At 46.7% G+C, this 23,188-nt stretch carries 18 protein-coding genes; 8 read left to right on the forward strand and 10 right to left on the reverse strand.

What is annotated here, in order from left to right; all coding sequences use genetic code 11:
- The first annotated feature begins 176 nt into the window (after positions 1–176).
- From QUB44_RS04935 to QUB44_RS04945, 3 genes are all read left to right on the forward strand, one after another.
- Positions 177–3,224, forward strand: coding sequence for an MASE1 domain-containing protein (locus QUB44_RS04935; protein WP_333363864.1), 3,048 nt, complete (start codon positions 177–179; stop codon positions 3,222–3,224).
- A 163-nt stretch (positions 3,225–3,387) separates the two neighbouring features.
- Positions 3,388–5,196, forward strand: coding sequence for a PAS domain-containing sensor histidine kinase (locus QUB44_RS04940; RefSeq protein ID WP_333363867.1), 1,809 nt, complete (start codon positions 3,388–3,390; stop codon positions 5,194–5,196).
- Between the two features lie 314 nt (positions 5,197–5,510).
- The gene (locus QUB44_RS04945) at positions 5,511–5,993 is read left to right on the forward strand and encodes a hypothetical protein (RefSeq protein ID WP_333363870.1); all 483 of its coding nucleotides are present in this window, start codon (positions 5,511–5,513) and stop codon (positions 5,991–5,993) included.
- Between the two features lie 148 nt (positions 5,994–6,141).
- Here QUB44_RS04945 and QUB44_RS04950 read toward each other — a convergent pair whose 3' ends face one another.
- Positions 6,142–6,633 carry a WbuC family cupin fold metalloprotein gene (locus tag QUB44_RS04950; protein ID WP_333363873.1) on the reverse strand — a complete coding sequence of 164 codons (492 nt, stop codon included), beginning with the start codon at positions 6,631–6,633 and terminating at the stop codon, positions 6,142–6,144.
- A 76-nt stretch (positions 6,634–6,709) separates the two neighbouring features.
- On the opposite strand from QUB44_RS04950, the gene QUB44_RS04955 reads away from it, so the two are divergent.
- Positions 6,710–7,933 carry a tetratricopeptide repeat protein gene (locus QUB44_RS04955; RefSeq protein ID WP_333363876.1) on the forward strand — a complete coding sequence of 408 codons (1,224 nt, stop codon included), beginning with the start codon at positions 6,710–6,712 and terminating at the stop codon, positions 7,931–7,933.
- A gap of 140 nt (positions 7,934–8,073) precedes the next feature.
- Here QUB44_RS04955 and QUB44_RS04960 read toward each other — a convergent pair whose 3' ends face one another.
- Complete coding sequence (locus QUB44_RS04960) at positions 8,074–8,946, reverse strand: S-methyl-5'-thioadenosine phosphorylase (protein WP_333363879.1); 873 nt, start codon at positions 8,944–8,946, stop codon at positions 8,074–8,076.
- Positions 8,947–9,155: 209 nt separating this feature from the next.
- On the opposite strand from QUB44_RS04960, the gene QUB44_RS04965 reads away from it, so the two are divergent.
- Positions 9,156–9,362, forward strand: coding sequence for a hypothetical protein (locus QUB44_RS04965; RefSeq protein ID WP_015177188.1), 207 nt, complete (start codon positions 9,156–9,158; stop codon positions 9,360–9,362).
- 148 nt (positions 9,363–9,510) lie between these two features.
- Here the strand turns inward: QUB44_RS04965 and QUB44_RS04970 are convergent, their stop codons facing one another.
- The 3 genes from QUB44_RS04970 to QUB44_RS04980 all read right to left on the reverse strand — a co-directional run bounded on the left by QUB44_RS04970 (position 9,511) and on the right by QUB44_RS04980 (position 12,492).
- Complete coding sequence (locus tag QUB44_RS04970; RefSeq protein ID WP_333363882.1) at positions 9,511–10,350, reverse strand: Tab2/Atab2 family RNA-binding protein; 840 nt, start codon at positions 10,348–10,350, stop codon at positions 9,511–9,513.
- Positions 10,351–10,722: 372 nt separating this feature from the next.
- Positions 10,723–11,928: an adenylate/guanylate cyclase domain-containing protein gene (locus tag QUB44_RS04975; RefSeq protein WP_333363884.1), complete on the reverse strand. Its 1,206-nt coding sequence runs from the start codon at positions 11,926–11,928 to the stop codon at positions 10,723–10,725.
- A 21-nt stretch (positions 11,929–11,949) separates the two neighbouring features.
- Positions 11,950–12,492: a peroxidase-related enzyme gene (locus QUB44_RS04980; RefSeq protein ID WP_333363887.1), complete on the reverse strand. Its 543-nt coding sequence runs from the start codon at positions 12,490–12,492 to the stop codon at positions 11,950–11,952.
- Between the two features lie 581 nt (positions 12,493–13,073).
- Here QUB44_RS04980 and QUB44_RS04985 point away from each other — a divergent pair.
- Entirely contained in the window at positions 13,074–14,351 is a 1,278-nt protein-coding gene (locus QUB44_RS04985; protein WP_333363890.1) for a valine--pyruvate transaminase, read from the forward strand.
- A 189-nt stretch (positions 14,352–14,540) separates the two neighbouring features.
- Positions 14,541–15,101 carry a Uma2 family endonuclease gene (locus tag QUB44_RS04990; RefSeq protein WP_333363893.1) on the forward strand — a complete coding sequence of 187 codons (561 nt, stop codon included), beginning with the start codon at positions 14,541–14,543 and terminating at the stop codon, positions 15,099–15,101.
- 48 nt (positions 15,102–15,149) lie between these two features.
- Here the strand turns inward: QUB44_RS04990 and QUB44_RS04995 are convergent, their stop codons facing one another.
- The 5 genes from QUB44_RS04995 to QUB44_RS05015 form a co-directional block, all read right to left on the reverse strand.
- Complete coding sequence (locus tag QUB44_RS04995; RefSeq protein ID WP_333363896.1) at positions 15,150–17,321, reverse strand: caspase family protein; 2,172 nt, start codon at positions 17,319–17,321, stop codon at positions 15,150–15,152.
- A gap of 207 nt (positions 17,322–17,528) precedes the next feature.
- Positions 17,529–18,710, reverse strand: a complete 1,182-nt coding sequence (gene sat / locus QUB44_RS05000; protein WP_333162430.1) for a sulfate adenylyltransferase — start codon at positions 18,708–18,710, stop codon at positions 17,529–17,531.
- 163 nt (positions 18,711–18,873) lie between these two features.
- Positions 18,874–19,935, reverse strand: a complete 1,062-nt coding sequence (locus QUB44_RS05005) for a DUF6745 domain-containing protein (RefSeq protein WP_333162432.1) — start codon at positions 19,933–19,935, stop codon at positions 18,874–18,876.
- Between the two features lie 135 nt (positions 19,936–20,070).
- Positions 20,071–20,670 (reverse strand): hypothetical protein, encoded by a 600-nt coding sequence (locus QUB44_RS05010; protein ID WP_333363899.1) that lies wholly within the window; start codon positions 20,668–20,670, stop codon positions 20,071–20,073.
- A gap of 213 nt (positions 20,671–20,883) precedes the next feature.
- A complete protein-coding gene (locus QUB44_RS05015) occupies positions 20,884–22,356 on the reverse strand; it encodes a site-2 protease family protein (protein ID WP_333363904.1) in 1,473 nt (490 codons plus the stop codon).
- A gap of 33 nt (positions 22,357–22,389) precedes the next feature.
- Here QUB44_RS05015 and QUB44_RS05020 point away from each other — a divergent pair, with 33 nt between their 5' ends.
- Complete coding sequence (locus tag QUB44_RS05020) at positions 22,390–23,064, forward strand: MBL fold metallo-hydrolase (RefSeq protein WP_333363907.1); 675 nt, start codon at positions 22,390–22,392, stop codon at positions 23,062–23,064.
- The last annotated feature ends 124 nt before the right edge of the window (positions 23,065–23,188 follow it).

Here is a 23,188-nt window from a genome sequence, read left to right on the forward strand (position 1 = left end):
AGTTGTTAGCTGCTACTAATCACCAATCACAACAGTCAACAGTCAACAGTTAACAGTCAACAGTCAACAGTCAACTTCCCACTCCCCCAGTCAGGTGAGTCGTCAGGAGGAAGCTCGATCGCCCCAAAGCCGCCTAAATTAAAAACTAGGAATGGAGGATTCGATCGCACCTAAACATGAAACTGCTCAACCCCCGCACTCGAACGCTTCTGTACACCGGCATCCTGGCGCTGGCCTACTTTGTTACCGGAAAACTCGCAGCGTCGATGCTGGGACTGGTGAAAACCGAACCCTCCCCCGTGTGGCCGCCCGCCGGTATTGCTCTAGCGGCACTGCTACTGCAAGGGCGACGGATGTGGCCGGGAATTGTCCTCGGTTCAGTGCTGTTAAACTCTACCGGCGGTGTACCGTCGGCTGTCATTGCCACATCGGCTTTTAGCGTCACCCTGCAAGCGCTGGCTGGAGAGGCTTTGCTGACTTGGAGCGGATTTTCTACCAAACTCGATCGACTGCGAGATGTTCTGGCTTTGGTAGCGGGCGCTGTCATCGGGTCTACTTTCCTCGGCTCTATCCTCGGCAACTTGGGTACGTGCATTTTTGGTTGGGCTCAGTGGAGCAATTTCCCTCGGAACTGGTGGACTACGTGGCTCGGAGACGGCATGGGAATTTTGATTGTGACGCCAGTGCTGCTGACTTTAAAGCACGCCGTTAATAATTTTAAATCTCCACTAAAAAAACCTATTATTTCATCTTTTATCACATTTTTTAACAGAGAGAATAATCAACTACCAATTACTAATCGCAGCCACACATTTTCTGCAACTGAAAACCGTTATAATCTATTATTTTTAATTATTAATTATTCAGAAATAGCGCTGTGGCTGACTCTCTTGCTGAGCGTGAGCTGGCTGTTTTTTTGCTCAAAAACACAAGCGGCGATCGCTCAGTATCCGCTGGAGTATCTGCCTTTTCCTCTGATAGTTTGGGCTGCCCTGCGGTTTCAATCGGCGGGAGCGATTTTTGCTTATTCGATCGTGTCTTACATCGCGATTTGGGGAGCAGTGCAGGGAGGCGGCCCGTTTTTGGCTAAAAGCGATAATCTCAAACAGGCGGTTTTATTTTTACAAGCTTTTACCGGTACGATCGCCCTTGTGGCTCTGATGTTGGCCGCCGCCGTAGCAGAACGCCAGCAAGCGCTGGTGGAGGTGCGCCGCACGGCCGCCATGCTGCGCGATCGCGAAGCTAGTTTAGCCAACGCTCAGCGCATCGCTCACTTGGGAAATTGGGATTTAAATTGCGCCGCCCTCACAGCAACTGACAACTGCGAAGAATCCGCAGAACATCATATATCCAATATCGAATTGCGGTGGTCAAACGAACTTTACCGCCTCTTGGGTTTTGCTCCTGGAACTGTCAAACCGACACCAGAAGTTTTTTTGCAAGCTGTACATCCAGAAGACCGAGAATTGGTGGCGCGATCGCAGCGCCAAGCTATGTTGCAGCGCCAAGCCTATTGTATTAACTACCGAATTGTGCTGGCAGATGGCTCCGAACGCACTGTCTGCGAACAGTCGGCAATTGAGTCAGGGGCGATCGCCGCCACAGTCCAAGACGTTACCGAACGCCACCGCGCGGAAACCGCTTTGCGGGCGTCCTCCGATCGCGATCGCTTGCTCTCAGAAATCGCCCTGCGAATTCGCCAGTCCCTCGACCTAGAAGAAATTCTCAATACTACTGTTGCGGAAGTCCGGCAATTTTTTAAGGCAGACCGCGCTTTCATTGGTATTGTGGATGCGGGCGGGGTACATCTTCCTAGCCCGGTGTACGCTAAGGTTGTTGCCGAGTCTGTGGGTGCCCAATGCCGTTCTCTTTTGGGGTGGGTACTCGCTGACGAAAATCTACTCGAAAACCAGAAAACTTTTTATGCTAACAACCGCGTCCGATCTATCTCCGATACTGCTAGCATTCAACTCAGCGTTCCAATTGCCCAATTGTACAGCGACTATCAAATTCGCGCGACGTTAAATGTGCCGATCTTCCTAGGGGATGAATTGTTCGGGATCTTGGCCGTCAACCAGTGTTCGGGGCCTCGCCAGTGGCAGGAATTTGAAATTGATTTGTTGGAAAAACTCGCTACCCAAGTGGCGATCGCTCTCCAGCAAGCCCAACTTTTGCAGCAGGTAAAAGCTCTCAATGCCAACTTGGAATCTCAAGTGGAGGAACGCACCCACCAACTACAGCAAAAAATGCACGAGTTGCAAGAAAGCAACCGCCTGAAAGACCTATTTTTGCACGCAGTTTCTCACAATCTCCGCACTCCTGTTATGGGAATGTTAATACTGCTGAAAAACTTGCTCAACAAATCGCCGTCTGACTCTCTACAAGATGTTCCGGTTTCTCGATCGATTTTGCAGCGCATCGTTCAGGCCAGTGAACACCAGTTGACGATGGTTAATTCCCTGCTAGACGCTCACGCTAGCGAGGTCAAAGGTATTGTTATCAATACTTTACCGCTGCATTTGCCGTCTTTAGCTTCAGCCATTATTGCCGATTTAGAACCGATGCTGGCAAAAAATCAAGCAACTTTGACTCAGGATATTCCGGCGGATTTGCCACAAGTCAAAGCCGATCGCCAACACTTGCAGCGGGTGCTAGAAAATCTGTTGACTAATGCTATTAAACATAATCCTCCGGGAGTCAATATAACTTTTAAAGCCGAGGTAATTGCAGTTGAAACAGCGCTAAGTTATGAAGAAAATTCCCAGGCTTTAACATCGCCCAATAATCCGCTTGCCCGCTGTATCGCTAACGGGATATCTGCTGCGGGCGATCGTCCTAGGATGGGCGAGACCACCCAGAAAAATCAGGAAACCCTGGCCAAATTCAACCTCGACGGCAGTTGCAAAATGCCCCGCTATCAGGGTCAAATTGGCAATATCGGCAGCAAATTGCCAGGAGTCACCGTAAAAATGGTTCGCTGTACTGTAACAGATAATGGAGTGGGAATCAGCGCCAAACAGCGGGAATCTCTATTTGAACTTTACGTTCAAGACCCTAATAGCCGACAATTAACAGGGCTGGGTTTGGGCTTGTACCTCTCCAAGCAAATTATCAAAGCTCACGGCGGCGAAATTGGCGTCGAAAGCACTCCCGGCGGTGGTTCGACTTTCTGGTTTTTGTTACCTGCTGTCAAGTCGGACGAACCCTCTTTCTCAATTCTTTAATCTCTAATCTAAAATCCGCGCAACCGCTAAGTTTTTCGACTCACAGTCAACAGTCAACAGTCAACAGTCAACAGTCAACAGTCAACAGTCAACAGTCAACAGTCAACAGTCAACAGTCATTCCGGTGCAACCGGAATTGATATAATCTAAAATCTAAAATGGTATGAACTATTTGGGCAATGCAAAATCAGTTCAGGCATTAACGGTTTACGAGGTGTGGCGCGATCGCTTCCTCCGAGAGCGGCTGCGCCCTGCTGTCGGAATTGCCATCTTTTTTGCCTTCACAATAACGGTCTATTTTCTGGGCGAAAGATTCTTCGCTCGCCAGGAGTTTGAAAGTGTTTATTTGTACACGAGCGCTGCTGTAGAATTGGGTTTGTTGACCTGTTTTGTGTTGCAAAAAACCTCCTTCGGACAGCGCTATCCCGGTTTGCTATTTTTGGGTTTTTCGTGGTCGCTGACGGTAGTTGTACAGGTTGGGCTAGCTGTCGCACAAGCAGGGGAATTACCAATTTTTACCTGGATTTTAGCGTTTCTGATCCAAGCTACGCTGATGCCCGTCCGCTGGCGCCTCCACCTGATTTCTCAACTCGGCGTTTTGTGTTGCCACGTCGGGATAAATTTGGTTTTAAATCTAAGTTTTGCTAAGTATACTCCTTTTAAGTTGACCGGGTTGTACTTATATTTGTTTTGGATTTGTTTGATTTGCGATTTGTCGGTTTATTGGTACGAATGTCTGCAACGGAAAGAGTTTAGTACCAGGCGTGAGTTGGAATCTGCTTACCAGCAGTTGGAAGAGGCGGAGGCGAAGTACCGCAGCATTTTTGAGAATGCGGGCGAGGGGATTTTTCAAAGCACTCCCGATGGCCGTTATATTACTGCAAATCCAGCTTTGGCGCGGATTTACGGCTGCGATTCCCCGGAAGAAGTGACGGCAAAGTTTACTGATATTGAGCGGCAGTTGTACGTCGATCCGGCTCGCAGAAATGAGTTTTTGCGATCGATCGAGGAAAGCGGCACAGTATCGGATTTTGAATCTAAAATTTACCGCTCAGACGGCAGTATTGTCTGGATTTCTGAGAAGGCGCGGGCGGTACGGGATAGCAGCGGCGTCGTGCTTTATTATGAGGGTTTAATTGAGGATATCACGCAGCGCAAACAGGCAGAAGAATCGCTGCGGCTGTTTATCCACGCTCTTTCTCACGACTTGCGAAACCCGGTAGCGGGAATGTTAATGGTGCTGAAAAATTGGCAGACGAAACATGGGGATTCGATCGCAATTCCCCGTTCTATTTTGGAGCGGATGATTCAAGGTAGCGAGCAGCAATTGCGGTTGATAAATTCGCTGTTAGAAGTTCACGCCGGGGAATTGCGTGGTTTGGTTTTGCACTGCGAGCGGGTTGATTTGAGGGCGGTAGTTGAAGCTGCTGCGACAGATTTGGAGCCTTTAATGAATGAGGGTAAAGCTACTTTTAAAAATTTGGTTCCCGATGATTTGCCCGCCGTGAATGCTGACAAGACTCAGTTGTGGCGCGTGTTTTCTAATTTAATTGCTAATGCTTTGAAACACAATCTGCCGGGACTGAATTTAACGGTTTCGGCTCAAGTAATCAAGGCGGGGAAATTAACTATAAATCAAACAACAGCCAAACAAGATCTCGACAAATTACCTAATACCAATCCACAATCCCCCATTACCAATCCCCAATCCCCAATCCCCAATCCCGGAAGTAGGATGATTTACTGTACCGTGGAAGATGACGGGGCGGGAATATTGCCGGAACAGTGCGAACATCTTTTTGACCTTTACGTTAGGGGCGATCGATCTCGACACTCCGTCGGTTTGGGTTTGGGACTATATCTTTGTCGCCAAATTATTGGTGCTCACGGCGGCCAAATAGGGGTAATTAGCACTCCCGGTGCTGGGGCAAGTTTTTGGTTTACTTTGCCGCTGGCTGAGAATTTTAGGTAATTTTTTTGTATTTTAAATTACATTTAATCTAGAAATTGTGCCAGATATTTAGAACGTTATTAATTGCTGAAACCCTTGCGAAATATGCTTCTTCGTTCTGCGGTGGCTATAATTGTGTTGTGCCGTCGCAGGTGCTTTTTGAGTGGTTCAAGTCAAATCTGTCGATCGGACTATTTCGATGGGACTATTGATATTAATTTAAAACCGTGGTATAGTTACCCAAATGTTTTTAAAGGAAAAATAAATTTCCAATCTTCACATTTTCTTTAGAAACATCATTTAATCTAGAAAATCTCTAAAACTAGATAAAAAATATGCAATTTATGTTGGTCGAGCAAAGCTCAGAAAATACAGCTAAAGACGATGCAGCTAAATATAACGAGCGGTCGTTATCCACTTTAATTCGGACGCTCCGTCTTTCCCAAGGTTACTTTTCTTTCGTTTTAGTCAACTGCAACTCGCTGGCTTTGCGGCAGCAAATAGTCGATCGGCTGCAAGTAAATTGTCCCGTGAAACCGCAGCAACTGTTTTTGCCCAAATCGGCGACAACTCTCTACAGGACAATGGCAGCAGAAATAGACGGGGAACAGCCTCCAGCTTTAATGATCCTCGGTTTGGAATCAGTGGAGACGATCGATCGATTGCTCGTTTCTACCAACCTATTATGCAGCGAATTCAGCAAAACATTTTCGTTTCCCCTCGTCTTTTGGGTGACGGATGAGCTCTTGAGAAAAATCATTCGCAACGCCCCGGATTTATACAATCGGATGACGACAATTAGATTCATCAGTCCTTAGTAATCAGCCCATCGATTTTAGATTTTAGATTTTAGATTTTTAACAGTCAACAGTCGATCGATTTTAAATTTTAGATTTTTAACAGTCAACAGTCAACAGTTAACAGTTAACAGTTAACAGTCAACCTTTAACACTCAACAGTCAACCGTCAACTGTTAAATTCCGCTTCCCAAATCAGGACTAATTCTCGCGCCGCCGCAGTTCCCTCAGCAGGAAAACTTGCCAAAAAGTCTTTATCAGCCCCCACGTCGTAAGGCCCTTCCTTAAACTCCAAAATCACAGTATCCTGTGTCAAAGCTACTAACGTGTGAATAGTGCCCTCTGGCAGTTCGACAGCGCGAGTCGGGCCTGCCGCGCTGACTCGCAAGGAGCGCAGGATTTGACCGTTTTCGTTCAAAATAACAATACCGACTTCTCCTTGAATCACCACAAAAAACTCAAAACCGTTAACGGCAGGCGGGCGCAGGTGTTGGTGAGGGCGGACGTAAGTGCCTGGTTGCAGCACGTTGACAAACCGCTGCACTTTTTCTGACAAGTCGTGGAAATTGTAGTTTTGTCGCTGGCGGGGACTGCTGCGGGAGGAAGCGGCAACTTCGTCTAGCAATTCTTGCGTCAGCAATTTGATCGGAGGGGACTGCACAACAGATATCCTGTATTTAAGAGTTTGTGAACAAATGGGCTAGTCTGGGATCATCGTTATCAGCATCTCTTGACACATGGAAATCGCAACTCAGGTGCGTATCACTAAGGCAATGCGTTTGTCAAGTATCTTTAGAAAAAGTATTAGCCCGATCGCCCTTTTGACTATTCTAGTCTGCGCCAGTAGCGTTTCTGCGTCTGAACCGAGGGTGGCACTGTTGGTTCAGCAGCAATTCTCACAGCAGCAACTTAAAGAAGAAATTCGCGATCGAGTTCAAGAAGAAGTTGACATTGCTTTTGGGCGCACGGCGGTACTGCTTAACGGGCTGGTAATAGCCCTAACTTTGTTTCCGACAGCAGCCGGAGTTGGGGTTTGGTTTCTGTTGAGCAAATTGTCGAAGCAGACAACAATTGCTCGCCAAGAAATTGAAAGTCTCCATTACGATACAATCTCTCAATTAAAACTATTAATTTCGGACGCTGAAACTATCTTAGGCGAAATTCAACACCAAAGTCACCCGGCCGATGCAGAAACAGACTTGTTATTTCCCGACGCCCAAATTCAAGAATTTGCTCCGGTTAACTATGGCAATTACCAAAAGTTATTGACGGCCGCCGACTATGCTAAACAGGGAGATGCTTGTTTCTTTGAAAACCGTTATCAAGATGCGATCGCGGCTTACGATCAGGCCCTGAAAATTCAGCCAGATTTAGCCGATACTTGGAATAACCGAGGAGTAGTGCTGACGAGAATGCAGCGGTATCCAGAGGCGATCACCTCTTACGAACAAGCTACTACAATTCGCCCCAATTATCCCGACGCTTGGAACAATCGAGGGGTGGTATTGTTGGAGTTGCAGAAGTACCAGGAGGCGATCGGCTGTTACGAACAAGCAATTCAAGCCAAACCCGATTATGCCGATGCTTGGAACAACCGAGGCGTTGCTTTTTCCAAAATGCAGGAGTACGAACAAGCAGTAATTTCTTACAATCAAGCCCTACAAATCAAAAATGATTATACTGACGCTTGGAACAATCGAGGCGTTGCACTCTCCAAATTGCAAAAATACGAAGCGGCGATCGCTTCCTACGACAATGCTGCTAAAATTCGGCCTGACTTTTACAGAATTTGGTACAACAAAGCCCGATGTTATGCACTACAAGGTAAAATTGAATTAGCAATTGAAAATTTAAAGCGCGCCCTCAATCTCAATCCGAATGTGTGTAAGGAGTTGGCAAAAAGTGAAGCTGATTTAGAAAAAATTCGGGAACACGACGCATTCAAGCAGTTGATAAATTAATCCTTCAGAAATAATCGTCAACTATAGGATAACGAATAGGTCGTAAGATTAAATGAACCGCGAAGACGCTAAGGACGCGAAGGAAGAGAAAGAAGGAATGCAGTTTTTCCTTCGCGCTTTTTGCGTCTTCACGGTTCGTTTTACAAATATTTCTGCAACAACAAGCCCATTTTCTCCTTAGTTGCGGTCGGCACTTGATCCAGCCGAGTCAGAATTGCATATTTCAAAGCTGAATGTGCATCAGATACTGGGGGGTTTTCTGTTAGTCTACGGACTGTTTCTTGAATGACTTTTTGAGCATTCTCTGCATTGCGGTGTAAATTTGCTATTACCATTTCTACTGTTACGCTGTCGTGATCTTCGTGCCAGCAGTCATAATCGGTGACTAATGCTAAAGTTGCGTAGGCAATTTCTGCTTCTCTGGCTAGTTTTGCTTCCGGCAAATTTGTCATGCCGATGACTGTCGCCCCCCAACTGCGGTAAAGGTGGGATTCTGCTTTTGTGGAAAATGCGGGGCCTTCCATGCAGACGTAAGTGCCGCCCCGGTGCAGGGTAACGTCGGTGAGGTTCAAGGATTCGATCGCACTTGCCAATACTTTAGCCAATTCGCCGCAAACCGGATCGCCGAATGTGATGTGAGCAACAATTCCTTCTCCAAAAAAGGTAGAAACTCGATTTTTTGTGCGATCGATAAACTGATCCGGCACTACCATATCTAAAGGTTTCGCCTCTGCTTTCAGGGAACCAACCGCCGACGCTGAGATTAAATACTCAACTCCCAAACTCTTCATTGCATAAATATTTGCTCGGTAAGGCACTTCTGAGGGCAAAAAAGTGTGGTTGCGGCCGTGTCTAGCCAGAAATGCTACCGGCGTACCGTCCAATGTTCCCACAATTGCGGCATCCGATGGCGCTCCAAAAGGTGTATCAATTTTCACCTCTTCAATATCCTTGAGGGCCTCCATTTTATACAAACCGCTGCCGCCGATAATTCCGATTTTTGCTTGTACCATTTTTACCCTCTGGTTGAGTTTTACCACAGTGATTCTATCGGGCCATCGTTAAGTTGACGTAAAGATAATTGAAGATTTGGTGACAACAGTCACCCCACATACACTATTTTGTCACCAAAACTTTGTGATTATAATCACAAAGTAGCTTCACAAAATCTTTAAAAATAAAGGTACACAGTTCTGTTACTTATTTTTAGCGTGTTAAGACCATGACAGTCAGCTCTGCTAACCTCCCCAAAATCTCGATCGAGGCGATCGTCGAGCGCATCTTTGCTTTTCGCCAGATTACCCCCCTTGACAGACGACTGCTGAAGTCAGCAATGCTCGCCCAGAAAGGTCTTAACGAAAAAGACCAGTGTCACATCAACCGAGTGTGCCAGGGCATCCAAAACGGCTTGATTTTAGTTGTAGAATAATTTGGCAGCACTATCTCTTGTTAGCTCAAGAAGCTGTTTTAAAATTTGTGCTTGAGCCTGTATCGGTGGGAACTGAGTTCGGGCGGTGTTTTACTATTTTTCGGCGCGCGAGCCCTCGACATCACAAATAATATTATTTACATCTTAATTATCGATCAAAATTCAATAGCCAAAAGCCTGTATAAGTCATGCCACTATCATCGGGCTGGACTAACAAAAAATGTAATCCTTTACTTAATTGCTTGCGCTGTTGGTAAATTTGGGCCGCGGCTTTCACCTCGCTATCTTCAAAAGTAGCCACAACCCATCTATCTACTAACCCAGCTTCCAATATCAATCCGTCTGGTTCTCCAGCAATATAATTCAAAGCGAAAGGTTTGGCATCCTGAAGCCATCTAGCCAACCGCATAGATTGGCGCCCGCCGTCTATCACAACTCCTGGTACGGGGACTGTTGAAGCCAAGCCCAAATTCAGCGGTAACAGCAATTCTGGCATTTCCAAAATTGGCAGGGGACGCCCTTGAAAAGCATCTTCAATGTCGCCAGCGGGTAGGGAAGCAAAACGCCAGCTATCGCCCCAGAGGTTTTCGGGTAAGGGTACGGGCGGCGGCGAGTCGAGGGCGATCGCACTGTAAGTTTCACCTGTATAATTAGGCATACTCAAATATTCTTTTGCGCGTTGTTGCAGCAGCAATTTCAAAGCCGCAGTGCGCCGAGTCGCTTCTACCTTGACACCCAATACTTGGCCCGCAGCTTCGATTAAGCCCAGAGACTGAGGTCTAAATACTTGAATCAAGTCTGGCAAATTTTGGGTTTGAGCTTGCTGCTGCAACTGCGAAGCTAGCCAATTAGAATTTGCGTCCCCCTGGCGGCAAACAGCGCTAAATTGAAAACTGCCTTCCGAGTCGCAAATTAAGAGTTCCCACAGTGGTTTGCCAGTTTCGTCTTGGAGAGGGCGGCGGTAAAAATCGGCTTGCCAAATACGCATAAATAATTAAAAAATAAAATCTACAACTCGATAATTTTAATATAGCCTGGTGACAATCCGATACAATACCGAACTCGGAAAAACAACTTCGAGCTATATATTCTCAGTTCATAGTTGAGTTGGATTTCAATATAGCAATCCTAAATCATTTGTCAATTTCTTACTCCCTTCCCTTACCAAGGGGAGGGTTGGGGTGGGGTAAAAAATTTACGACTCCTGCAAGGATTGCTATATCTAACACCAGTCAAAAAAACGGCAACTGTAGGCCCGCGATCCAAACCGTGATAGTAATCAGTCATTCCTTAATCAAAATCTAACATCCAAAATCTAAAATCTAAAATACAATAAGGACTCGCTTAGCCATTCCCAAATTTATTTAAGATGGTGAACCAAATACATATCCAACTCGCCTTTATTTTTAGCATAAATTTTTCCTCGGTATTCGCATTCAAAAAAATCTCTAACTAATTCAAAGGTGTCGTGAGAGATATTGATATTTCCAGATACGCCGGAAGATTCCATCCGAGATGCAGTATTAACTGTATCTCCCCAGACATCATAGGAAAACTTTTTATTGCCAATTACTCCAGCAAGTATTGGGCCTGAATGAATGCCAATTCGGATATCCCAATAAGGGATATTTTGTTGAGCTTTCTGTATTTTTCGCAAATCCATGAACTGTCTAATTTCTATGGCAGCAAGTACAGCATCAAAGGCGTGTGTTGGGCGAGGGGTAGGAATTCCCGCCGCGCACATATAGCTGTCGCCAATAGTCTTCAGTTTTTCCATAGAGTATTTATCCATCACGCGATCGAAATAAGAAAAACAATAATCTAGCTCGTCAACCAACTCTCGCGGCGTCATTTTTTCAGATAACTGAGTAAAGTCTTGAAAGTCAGTAAATAAAACCGATACGTTATCATAATACAGTGGTTCCACTTTGCCGTTATTTTTTAGTTCCTCGGCAATTTCAACAGGCAGCACGTTCAACAGTAGCTGATCAGATTTGTGCTTTTCAGCATCGAGTTCGGAATACAGGCTATTTATCTCTTTAAAGCGTTCAGCATTGCGGATGGCTGAAGATAGTTGCAAAGCCAAAAGATAGCCAATTCGTAAATCTTCTTGAGTGTAAGCTCTCGACTTGGTTGTGGCAAAATTAATTGTCCCTAAAACCTTACCTTCGCTTTCCAAAGGAATGATAATTTGCGAAGCGTAGGGGGATAAAATAGCAGTAGCACTCGCTTCTTGAATTAATTGAGGTTGACGTGTGTTGAAGGCCTTGTGAATAGGGCCGCCCTCTGGGAGGGCTGCAATATCTACAGGAATATGCGGGCCAAATAAGGTCATGCAAGCGTTAGTGCTGTGCAGGCAAACGCTAAAGTGTTCAAAGTCGAGTAGCCATTTGGCTTGCTTGCCTAGTACCCGCAAAATCTGGTTGAGATCGAGGGTGCGGTTAATGGCAGTGGCAACTTCGTTGACAGCGGAAATGCGGATGGAAAGCGCTTGAGCTTCTGCTAACAAACGGCGGGCTGTCAACAGAAGTTCTTCTCGATCTTGATCTTCTAGCCGATCGCCCATAATATGGGTATAAAATATAGATTACAAAGCATCTATTTCGAGGGCTATTGCATCAGTATATCGGTTGACAAAGCTAAACAAGTCGGCTGTCGCAATAATCTCAAATATTTCTGAATCATCAAGTCCTAAATCCCGCAGGTTTTGGTAATCAGTTTCTGTCATTTCCAGCGGTTTTGTAGCAGCCAGCAAGCCAAAGGTAATTACGGCTTTATCACGTTTTGGCAAAGGGCAGTTGGCAAAGTCAGAAACTAGGGTTCGCAGTAGTTCTTCGCTCATCCCCAAGGCTGACAATCCGTGCAGGTGAACTTGGAGAGCGTACTCGCTATTATTGGATTGAGAAATAGCGACGCCGACCATTTCTTTAAGCGTGCGGGGTAAGTCTCCTTGCAGGATTGTTCTCCGGAATTTTTTCCAATTTGCTTCTAATATGTCAGGGTTGATTGCCATTGACTTGAATAGGTTGGGGACGATGCCAAACCCCAAGTCTGTCAAGATTTCTTCGTACACTGCTTTGGCTTTAGGATCGGTAAGTTGCTCGTATTCTATAAGTGGAAAGTGTGTCATTGTTGTGTTGAATTTTACGGCTGTTAATTGGGTTTGGAATTTACGTGTTTGTTATGTAATGTCCCTCAAAGGGCGACCTTACGATCTATCTTGGCTTTAGTCGGATTGATGATAAAATGCACCGTTGTCAACAAACCGCGAATCATGAAGATGAGTTAGCAACAAATCTGATTCTTGGGGCTGGATTAAACCTGTAATTATAGCAGTAACAGGAGCCCATAAAATTCTGTTGCGACCGGGTTCTACGGCTAATTTTAGATTTTTCCAATGGTTGTTGTCAAGTGTCGGCAATTCATCGGGCCCGACGGCGTGAAATCTTACTACAACTCTTGAATTAGAGATTGCTGTTCCGTTCGCTAATTTTTAGGCAAAAAACACTCTTCGATCGATCCAGCTCCACAAATGCCCTGAATCTTATATTCCGGCGCACAGGGGAAGAAACAAAACGCTGTGCGATCGAGTTTATTGAATTAATCAGACGTTCGATAGACAACCCATGCCCCAGATAAGCTAGGCTAACGCCTGCGACTGGAGTTATTATAGGTAAACTGTAAACTTCTATCATTGTCGCTGCATTTGCTATGAACCCTGCCCTGACTCAATTTGGCGCTCAGATGTCCCACCTCACGGGAGTTCGGGCAATTATGAAAGATATTATTGAAACACTCAGAGCCGGCAGCGGGCAGGAGTTTATCAATTTGAGCGCCGGAAATCCGGTGATTTTGCCGGAAGTCGAACAGTTGTGGCGCGACTGCACTGCGGAACTTTTGGCCAGCCCAGAATACGGCGAGGTGGTTTGTCGCTACGGTTCCAGTCAAGGTTATCAGCCATTTATCAATGCGGTATTGGCGGATTTTAACCAGCGTTACGGACTGAATTTGACCGATCGCAATATTCTAATTACTCCCGGAAGTCAATCAATTTACTTCTACGCAGCCAATGCTTTCGGCGGCTACACTACCAGCAAACAGCTTAAAAATATTGTTTTACCGCTGAGCCCAGACTACACCGGTTACGGCGGCGTTAGCTTGATTCCCGAAGCGGTAGTCGCCTGCAAACCCACCCTCGATATTGATGCAGCCGCCCACAGGTTCAAATACCGCCCGGATTTCAGCCAATTGTCGATCGACCAAACCACCGGCTGCGTCATTTTTTCCCGTCCCTGCAACCCCACCGGCAACGTTCTCACCGACGACGAAGTTAAGAAAATTGCCGATTTAGCGGCCGCCTTTGACGCGCCGGTGTTCGTAGATTCCGCCTACGGCCCTCCCTTCCCGTCCTTGAATTTTACCGAAATGACGCCGATTTTTGGCGGCAATATCGTGCACTGTATGAGTTTGTCGAAAGCCGGATTACCTGGTGAAAGAATCGGAATTGCGATCGGCGATGAAAAAATCATTCAAATATTAGAATGTTTTCAGACCAATATGTGCATTCATTCGCCGAGATACGGACAGGCGATCGCAACTCGTGCCATTGCTTCCGGCGCTCTTGCCGATATTTCCATCAACGTAATTCGGCCGTACTATCAAAGCAAATTTGCGATCGTAGAAAGCACCCTAGAACAAGCAATGCCGAAGGATTTGCCGTGGTTTTTGCACCGGGGCGAAGGAGCAATTTTCGCATGGTTGTGGCTGAAAGATTTGCCAAAGACTGATTGGGAACTATATCAAGAGTTGAAAAAAGTCGGCGTAATTGTCGTGCCAGGAAGTTCTTTCTTCCCCGGTTTGCGAGAAGATTGGCAGCACAAACATGAGTGTTTACGCATCAGTTTGACGGCAACAAATGATGAGATTGAAACTGCCATGAAACGCTTGGCTCAAATGGTAGAAAAGCTTTATCAGTCAGTTGACAGTTGACAGTTGACTGTTAACATTTCCAATACTTCGGGTACGCGGTTCCTGAGCGACTCGTGCTGAGCGTAGCCGGAGTAAGTCGAAGGGCATTACAAGTGACCAATTACCAATTACCCATGACCGCTGAACATGACTTTTTCCTTGGCAGATCGACTACAATTTAAAAAATAATAATTAGCAGCGCGGTGGGTTATGGCAGTGCAATTACTCAAAAGGTTGTTGACCGTAGAAGAATATCATTTAATGGGCAAAGCTGGTATTCTTTCCGAGGGCGATCGGGTAGAACTGATAGAAGGAGAACTTATCCAAATGGCAGCAATTGGAACTCGTCATGCTTCCTGTGTGAGACGATTCATCGGACTGTTCAGCGAAATTCCCAGTAACCGGGCTTTTCTGGATGTGCAAAACCCCATCCAGTTGAGCGAGCGAACCGAACCTCAACCTGATATAGTATTGCTGCAACCCCGGGCTGATTACTATTCAACAGGACATCCAGTACCGTCAGAAGTTTTGCTGTTGGTAGAAGTATCCGATAGCACGGTTGATTACGATCGAGATGTGAAAGTTCTGATTTACGCTCGATCGCTAATTCAAGAAGTCTGGCTAGTAGATATAGAGGCACAATGTTTAGAAGTTTACCGCCAGCCAACTCCGAATGGTTACAGTTTAATCCACAAATTTTGGCGGGGTCAACAAGTTGCGTCGCTCGCCTTTCCTGATTTGGAAGTGAATATCGATTTCGTACTGGGATAGATTCAGATTATAGGTTATAGAAAACATTCCCAAGTCCCCATTTTTCAATTAAACCACCCGATAAACAAAACTCAGACTTGCCCAAACATTCACATCCAAAGCCCAATCATCCGTCGATATCCCCACTTTCTGCACCCCCGGAATGCTAGCCGCGTGCAAATCTTCGAGCACAGCCCGCGCCACATTTAAAGGATTCAACAACACTCGAATTGGCAGGGCATCCCTCGTTTGCTGGATTTCGGCTTCTATTGCAGCCAGAGTTTGAGCGAAGGGCTTCTCACTAAATATAATTGTAATTTCCGCAAGTCCGATCGGCCCCGATACCGCCCACCCGATCGCCCCAGCCGTCGGCACGGTCACATTCTCCCCAGGAGCGATCGGCCGCGACATCCCCCCCACACCGTCTTTTGCCTCAGCGCCGAGCACTGACAGCCGTCCCGCGCTGCTCGAGTCAAACACCGCAAAGTAAACCGGGCGATCGCTATCGTTATACAATCTGCACTGAATTCGGCTGGCGTTGTTCACACTTAGTATAGAAAGCTGATCAGATTTCTCACTTTCCCCGGTCAGCGGTTCCAGGCGGTAAGATTTTTCGGCCCGCACAGGCTCCCGCTGTGCCACGACCCGCGCTTGCGGTGCGGTAGTTGCCAGAACCGCCCGCACCTTCAGGCGCGAAGACCCCTCATTGGTAGTCAGCCGCAGCAACTTCCCAGCCTGCAGCGCTTTCAACTGCGGAGTCAAGCGCTGCACCGCCACCTTAACTGCTTCTCCCCCGTCGCCCTCAGTATCGGGAATCAGCATTTGAGCCAAAGAAAACAAACCGTAACGGCTTGGATACAAAGCAGGCTCGTGAGCCGAGGAAGTTTCGGCTAAAGTCGTTTCCGGGACTCTGCCGAACCGACAGTCAGCCAATTGCTCGCTGCCTACCGCCGAAACTTGCGGCACAGTCGCAAAGGCGCTGGTAGCGTCCACGCGCTCGATGCGTTCCAAACCTGAGTCCAAAGCTACTGTCAAACCGATGTTTCGCGGCAATACCCGAATTTCTTCCCTCACGAGTTCGCCGACAGTTAATTCGCCGTTTGTTTGAGCAGACCCATCTAAAACTTGGGCTTTAGCAGAGAGTCCCGTGCGTCCCCGCAGCAAAAGCCTCGCGCCCGCTGAGGAATCCACAGCAAACACAGAACCCCCGCAGCACTCCAAAACCCAGGGCGACAACCCCCCCAGCCACAACTGCACAGTTTTGCTGCCGTCTTCCACCGCCGTCACAGCGCCGTCAGATGCAGGGGAATTCAACATTAAATTTGAAAAATTCGCCGCCGGCGCGGTTGTTAAATCGTGATTGAGAATTTGCGGTTGCTGCGATAACCCCGCGATTTGCTCGACATTACCCGCAGCGCGACTGAAACTGACGCTGAAGCTGCTAGCGGGAGTTGCCCACCACAAAGTTTGGGTGAGGGCGTAGGTAAACAAACCTGCGGTAAATCCGCCCCACTCTTGTTCGGCGGCGAGTTGGGAATTCGCGCCTGCGGCAAGTACGGCCGCGGCAGGACGAAGATTTTTGCGGGTTCGGAGGTCTTGGGCAAACGTTAATTCTGCGAGGCCCGGCTCGCCGATGGTGGGGCGGGGGCGGGATCGAATGCGAAAGTTGCCGTTTGTGGGGAAACCCCGATAATGGTAGCTGGTGTCGAGGATGGCGATCGCATTTTCTGTCGCGAGCGATCGCATCAACAGAAACAGCGTTTCCTCTAAAATATCGTTCACCGCCCGGTTGGCTAACAACGGCAAAACATCATCCGCCGGCACCAAACTGTTTTGCATTTTTCCGGGAGACTCGGCCAAACTGACTCGACTACCGCAGCCGCTAAAGTGAAAAACTACCACGTCACCGGGTTTTGCTTGTTCCCTCAAGTGAGTCACAAAAGCCGTCTCGATATTTTCCCTGGTAGCTTGAGCGTCAGTCAAAGTCAAAATGTCCGAGGGCACAAACCCAAACCGATATATCAGCAGTTCCCGCTGCATTTCCACATCCGTGACGCAGCCGTGCAGGGGCGAGTCTGGATATTTGTCAACGCCAACCAACAAAGCCAACTTCCTGGCAGTCGGTTGCGCTAAGGCTTGGAGGTAGCCATCGCCCAACCGCAGCCACAGGGCCTCGCTGATTCCGATGGCTGCCAGCACCCGGCCAGCTTCCTGAAAAAATTCCCGCCGCTTGAGTCCCATTTTTAAATAGCTTTGAATTTTAAGTTTTGAATTTTCAATTAAATTCCCCTCAATAATTTTAGGGAATTTAATTAAGTTGTGAGTGTTTAGTATTAAGATAATTTTTAAGTTTTGAGCTTTAAGTTTTAAGTTTAAACTTGTAAAATTTAAACTCAAAACTCAAAATTCAAAACTCTTCAGAATGTCGCCCCCACCAAAGTTCAAGATTTAAATCTCGTAATTGAAAATATTCATGGCTTTGGCTAATTCTGCGGCGACTTCCGGCCGGGAAAACTGCGGCGGCGGCAATTTTCCGGCGCGCAGCATTTCCCGAACTTTGGTTCCAGACAAATGCACCCGTTGTTCGGGAGTGCTGGGACTTGTTTTAGTTGTAGCCATTTGTTCCGTCAGTGTGCAATAGAAAGCGTGCTCGAATTTCATCGGCACAATTCCCAATTCTCCCGGCTCAAATTCGTCAAAAATATATTGGGCATCGTAAGTGCCGTAATAATCGCCAACTCCAGCGTGATCGCGCCCCACGATAAAGTGAGTGCAGCCGTAGTTTTTGCGGATTAAAGCATGAAAAATTGCTTCTCGCGGCCCGGCGTAGCGCATCGCCGCCGGATTAATTGCCAAAATTACGCGATCTTTTGGATAGTATTTTTCTAGCAGAATTTCGTAGCAGCGCATCCGCACATCAGCCGGGATGTCGTCTTCTTTTGTCGTCCCCACTAGCGGGTGCAGGAACAAGCCGTCTACTGTTTCTAAGGCGCATTTTTGGATGTATTCGTGGGCCCGGTGGATGGGGTTTCGGGTTTGGAAACCGACTATGGTTTTCCATCCTTTTTCTGTGAACAGCGTTCTCGATTTCGCCGGGTCAATTTGGTATTGGGGGAAACGGGGATCTGGTTCGCGTTCCAGCAGCCAAATGTCGCCTGCGAGGTTAACGGGCCCGGATTTGTCTACTACCTGGACACCCGGATGTTTGAGATCGTCGGTGCGGTAGACGTTGACGGCTTCTTCTTCTTTACTGTAGTGATATTTTTCTGCAAGTTCCAAGAGCCCGACAAATTCGCCCGCCGGCGAGTCGAGGCGCACTAAAGTTCCTGCTTTCAGGGGGGCGGCGACTTCTTCTGTTACCGAGAGGGTGATGGGAACCGACCAAGGAAGACCGTTGGAGAGGCGCATTTGTTTAACGACCGATCGATAATCAGCTTCGTTCATGAACCCTTTGAGGGGACTCAGGGCGCCGATGGCGATCATTTGCAGGTCGGAGATCGATCGATCCGAAAGCTGGACTCGCGGCAAGACTTCTGCTTTGTCGAAAAATTCTTGTCTTTGGTCTAGTGTGGCAATGCGGTTGACCAGGATGCCGCCGTGAGGGGCAATGCGGTCTGAATGCTGGCTCATGTCGATTTGAAGTTGTGGGTTTTAGCTGCCAGAGTACATAGTACCAAGTGCGGGCTGTAAATCTACATTTTTTAATTGTTCTGGACTGATGGAGAATGCTGCTTTGGGGGCGCTGTAATTCTTGAACTGTCAACTGGCGTACTCAAAACTCTCAACTTTCGCGTCAAGTCTGCACTTGAAATTCTTCGGGATCTATTCCCCAATTTACCCAGCTAATCGCTTCTTTAGCCGATTGCACTTTTGGGGGCACTCGTAAAGCATGAAGGTGTCCCGTACTCGGACAAGTCATCTTTAACAAATAAATTGGCTCTATGTCAATATTATTCTCAATTTTCAACAAAGTATATTCTTGCCAAGTATCCAATTCAGTTGCTTGCAATTCTTGACAAATTCTCGGATAGCCGATCGCCTGAATCAAAACTCGGCGCACTTCAGCATTCTGTTCTGTTAATAGCCATGAAGCTTGCCAAGACTGCGGCAGAACTTGACCGATTATTTCCGGCAGTCGCACGCCGCGATAAGAGTATACACTGAACTTGTCAGCAAATTCAACCGCTGCTTGACATTCTGCGTGGAGCAAATATTCGCTATCAAAATGAAGTTGGATCGGGCGATCGCACACAAAGCACATTTTCTCAAACGGGTAAATCCAGCCGCAGTTTTCCACTAAAGATTTAAAGGCTGAGTATAAAGGGCGATCGTACTCCAAATTTAACACGCCAATACAAAAATCCACCCAACTTCCGTGACAGGCTGAGAGTTCGGAAACTATGCTGTTATTATGATAAGCCTGATCGATCAGGAATCTCTGAAATCTCCCGCCCAACTTCCTTGCTAATTTGATGTAAACTTCGTCTTTAACATGAAGGTGGAGTTGATTCATCAGTTGAGCATACAGCGGATTATACAGTTGGCTGTAAATCTTATTTTCTAATTCCCTGCCGAGTTGACTTCTTAATATATCGTACAATTCATTATGAATTTTGTTTCTGATTTCGCTGGCCATTCCCAGACCAGAATCGCGTATCCTTAGCGGTTCAATTGCTTGCAAAGCTATGTAAGGGCTGTCACAGAAAATAATTTCCGGTTCAGGACAGCCGATGATGTTGTAGGCGGTGTTGATTGCCGCTGTCGCTTGCGGGCGATCGAGCGGTTTTATCGAAAGTCCAGTTTGTCGCCACTGCTCGCGATAAATCGGAATTAGCGCTGTTTGTTCTGGAGTCATTGCGATTATTGGTACAGCTATATTATTCTATTTTTGGGCTAAACTTGTCGCTATCGCCTCTGGTAAAAAAATATCATTAATTTGATAATAACAACGGAATTTTCCCTACCAACCTATTTTATTAGACTCGCAAAATTATTGGTATAAATTAACGATTGTTTGCAAAACGCCTAAAATCATAGGAACATTATCGAGACAATAAACATCAACATCAATAATTAAATTATTTTCTTCTAATTTAAGAAACCGCCAGACAACGCCAGTAGTTACGCAGCCATATACTGCAGGTATGGAATTGTGTTCGCGTTCGTTAAATAGCTGAGCAGCTACCATTTGTGCTGCACACTGTGGCAGACAAGATTCTATTTCTCCGACTTTCGTTTCTCTCAATGCAAAAACCGGAACTTTAATTTCAAAATCAAACGGCACGGAAGACAATAGAAAGTCGCATTCCCCATTCAATCCCAGCTCAGCATCTACATCAAATGACCAACCCGAAAAAAGAGAAAATTGTCTGTTGTTCCTTTCTCTAAATTCTAACAGAATAGGAGAAATAATCCGTTCCGAACGTTCTTTTGCAGTTGTAACAGCAGTGTTAGAACTAATTTCCATTGCTCTCCAAAGCCATTCGGAGGGTTCTACAGGAACAACCTTGGCACTCAAAATAGGACTGAGTGATAGCTCCAATCCAAATCGCTCTTCTAATTGTTGGAAAGTAAAGGATTTGTAAGACATATTTCTCTAATCAGTCGGTGAAAATAAAGATTACTTCGAGAGAGAAAGCGAGTTGAGAAATGCTAAACTCGCTTGTAGAGCAACTCTTGCAGGATTTTGTCAACCTCTCTTTTCTTCCTCCCTCTCTATTCCCTCGGACTTCGGCATCGATCCGTTAGTTAAATCCGTTAAATCCCTTAAACCCGTCGAGCGAATCCGTTGCCGAACTTCCCTCTAAACATTTAACCACTCAAGGAGTACCCTGGGCGCCGGCAACAAAATCATTAACAAAAGCCCGATCGCCATTAACCCCAAAAAATCCCGCCGATTATCCAATTCACTGACATCATTCAACGCCGGTTCGTCGTTTAGTGGCGTGAAAAACAAAATAATTGCCCACAGCAGTAAACCCTGTTCCAAAAAAGAAAGCAGCAGCATACAAAGTCTAGCAACTTGCCCGATCGCCATACTCGCTCGTTGGCCGAACATCGCGTGTACAATGTGCCCGCCGTCGAGTTGTCCCACCGGCATCAAATTAAACGCCGTCACGATCAAACCCAAATAACCCGCCACCGCTACCGGATGCAAATTGAGCGCAGTTTCCGCATTGAAAGCACCACCCAAGGTTAACTTGCTCAAGAGAGTGATCAGCAGCGAAAAATTGGGTTTAAAAGACTCAAAATTTAACATTCCCGACTTCTCAGACAGCGGTACAATAGTCGAATGATTCAAACCCCAAATTAATAATGGCACTGTCGCCACTAAACCCGCAAGGGGGCCGGCAATGCTAACATCAAATAAAGCACGGCGGTTGGGAATTGGACTCCGTATTTGAATGAAAGCTCCAAAAGTTCCTAAGAAAAAAGGAATCGGGATAAAATAAGGCAAAGTCGTGCGAATTTTGTAGAATTGGGCAGCTAAATAGTGGCCGGATTCGTGAATGGCTAAAATTGTAATTAGAGCTAGCGAGTAAGCCAAACCCTGCAGCAACATTGATGGGTTGGACTGCAAAGCTTGTTCAGTAACTCCGGCAAGTCGCGTCCCGACAAGCGTAGTCGTAAACACCGTAATCAGCAGCAAAGCTAATGCGAAAAATGGCCGGGTTACAGATTCGGTTTTGACAGGAGTTTCTCCTGATTGGTGGCTGGGATTGGGAACTATAGCAAAAAAAGGTTGACCGCTCAAGCTGTTTTGAAATACTACTAAAAAGCGATCGCCAAAAAGCCTCTCCACATTCTCCCGAATTGCCTGATAAGCCGCCTCCGGGTTTGTCCGCAACTGTCCGCGACAAATTACAGCCTGTGGCCGAAATTCCAAATCTCGCAAAAAGTAAATTGACCAAGGAAAACAATCGCGCAAACTCGCTTCTTCTTCTTGATTGATCGGGCGCACGGGCGGTTTTGGCTTTACAGGTTCAGTCGCAGAGTCTGGTAACTGCTCAACAGTTTCGGCGGTAATTTTCTTGCGCCCCAACTGTACCAAAAACCAATACAAAAAAGGGCAAACCAGAAAAGGTATAATTACCAACTCCGGCGGTACAGTTTTGCTGGTACCGTAAACTAAAATCCAACCACTCCAAATCAGCGCCGGCGCCATCATTACCAGCCACAGCAGCCATACCGGAGTTCGGGTGATGCGGCTGGTGCCGTTCTGCAACAAGAAGTACGATATCAGCCCCAATACGAACAACCATAGTAAAAAGAACATAATATTTATCCCATTCCCTTCTGAAATACTTCCTTGAAACAACAGACTTCAGTCTCCAAACAACCCAGGCCCGTGCTCGACAATATCCTTGCTTTCCCGCCCAACCGGGAAACTCTGGGTGCAACCGCCTATTTCATTGTAGAAAACCAAACTAACATCCTGGTGGATTGTCCCGCTTGGGATGAGATTAACCAAACATTTTTGCGGGAACACGGCGGCGTGCGACTGCTGTTTCTCACCCACCGTGGCGCTATCGCCAAGGCGCGGGAGATTCAGGAAGCCACAGGGTGCGAGATCCTGATTCAAGAGCAGGAAGCTTATTTACTGCCGGGTTTGAAGGTGACGGTTTTTGAGCGAGAATTTGTTGTGAGCGATCGAATCAAAGCATTTTGGACTCCTGGCCATTCTCCTGGTTCCTCTTGCCTTTATCATAGTGGCAGCGGTGGAGTGCTGTTTTCGGGTAGGCACTTGCTCCCCAACCGAGAAGCCGCCCCAGTACCGCTGTTGACGGCAAAAACTTTTCACTGGCCCCGGCAAATTAACAGCGTGAAGTCAATTCTCGATCGATTTTCGCCGGAAACCTTACAGTATATTTGTCCCGGTGCAAATACTGGTTTTTTGCGGGGAAAAGGATCGATCAATCAAGCTTTTGAGAAATTAGCCAATCTGGATTTAGCTGTTTGTTTGCAGTCAAAACCTGAACCCTAAATGTATGCTACAACATCAAAAAATGAGCTGACGCGCTAATTATAGCGGTAAGGTGCGCCCTTACGCACCCTACATTATCCTTCAGTCTCTTAGAGAGGAAGTTCGTTGGTGAAGTAGCGGTTTC

It is taken from the genome of Microcoleus sp. AT3-D2, from assembly GCF_036705715.1.
In the GTDB taxonomy this organism is placed as follows: domain Bacteria; phylum Cyanobacteriota; class Cyanobacteriia; order Cyanobacteriales; family Microcoleaceae; genus Microcoleus.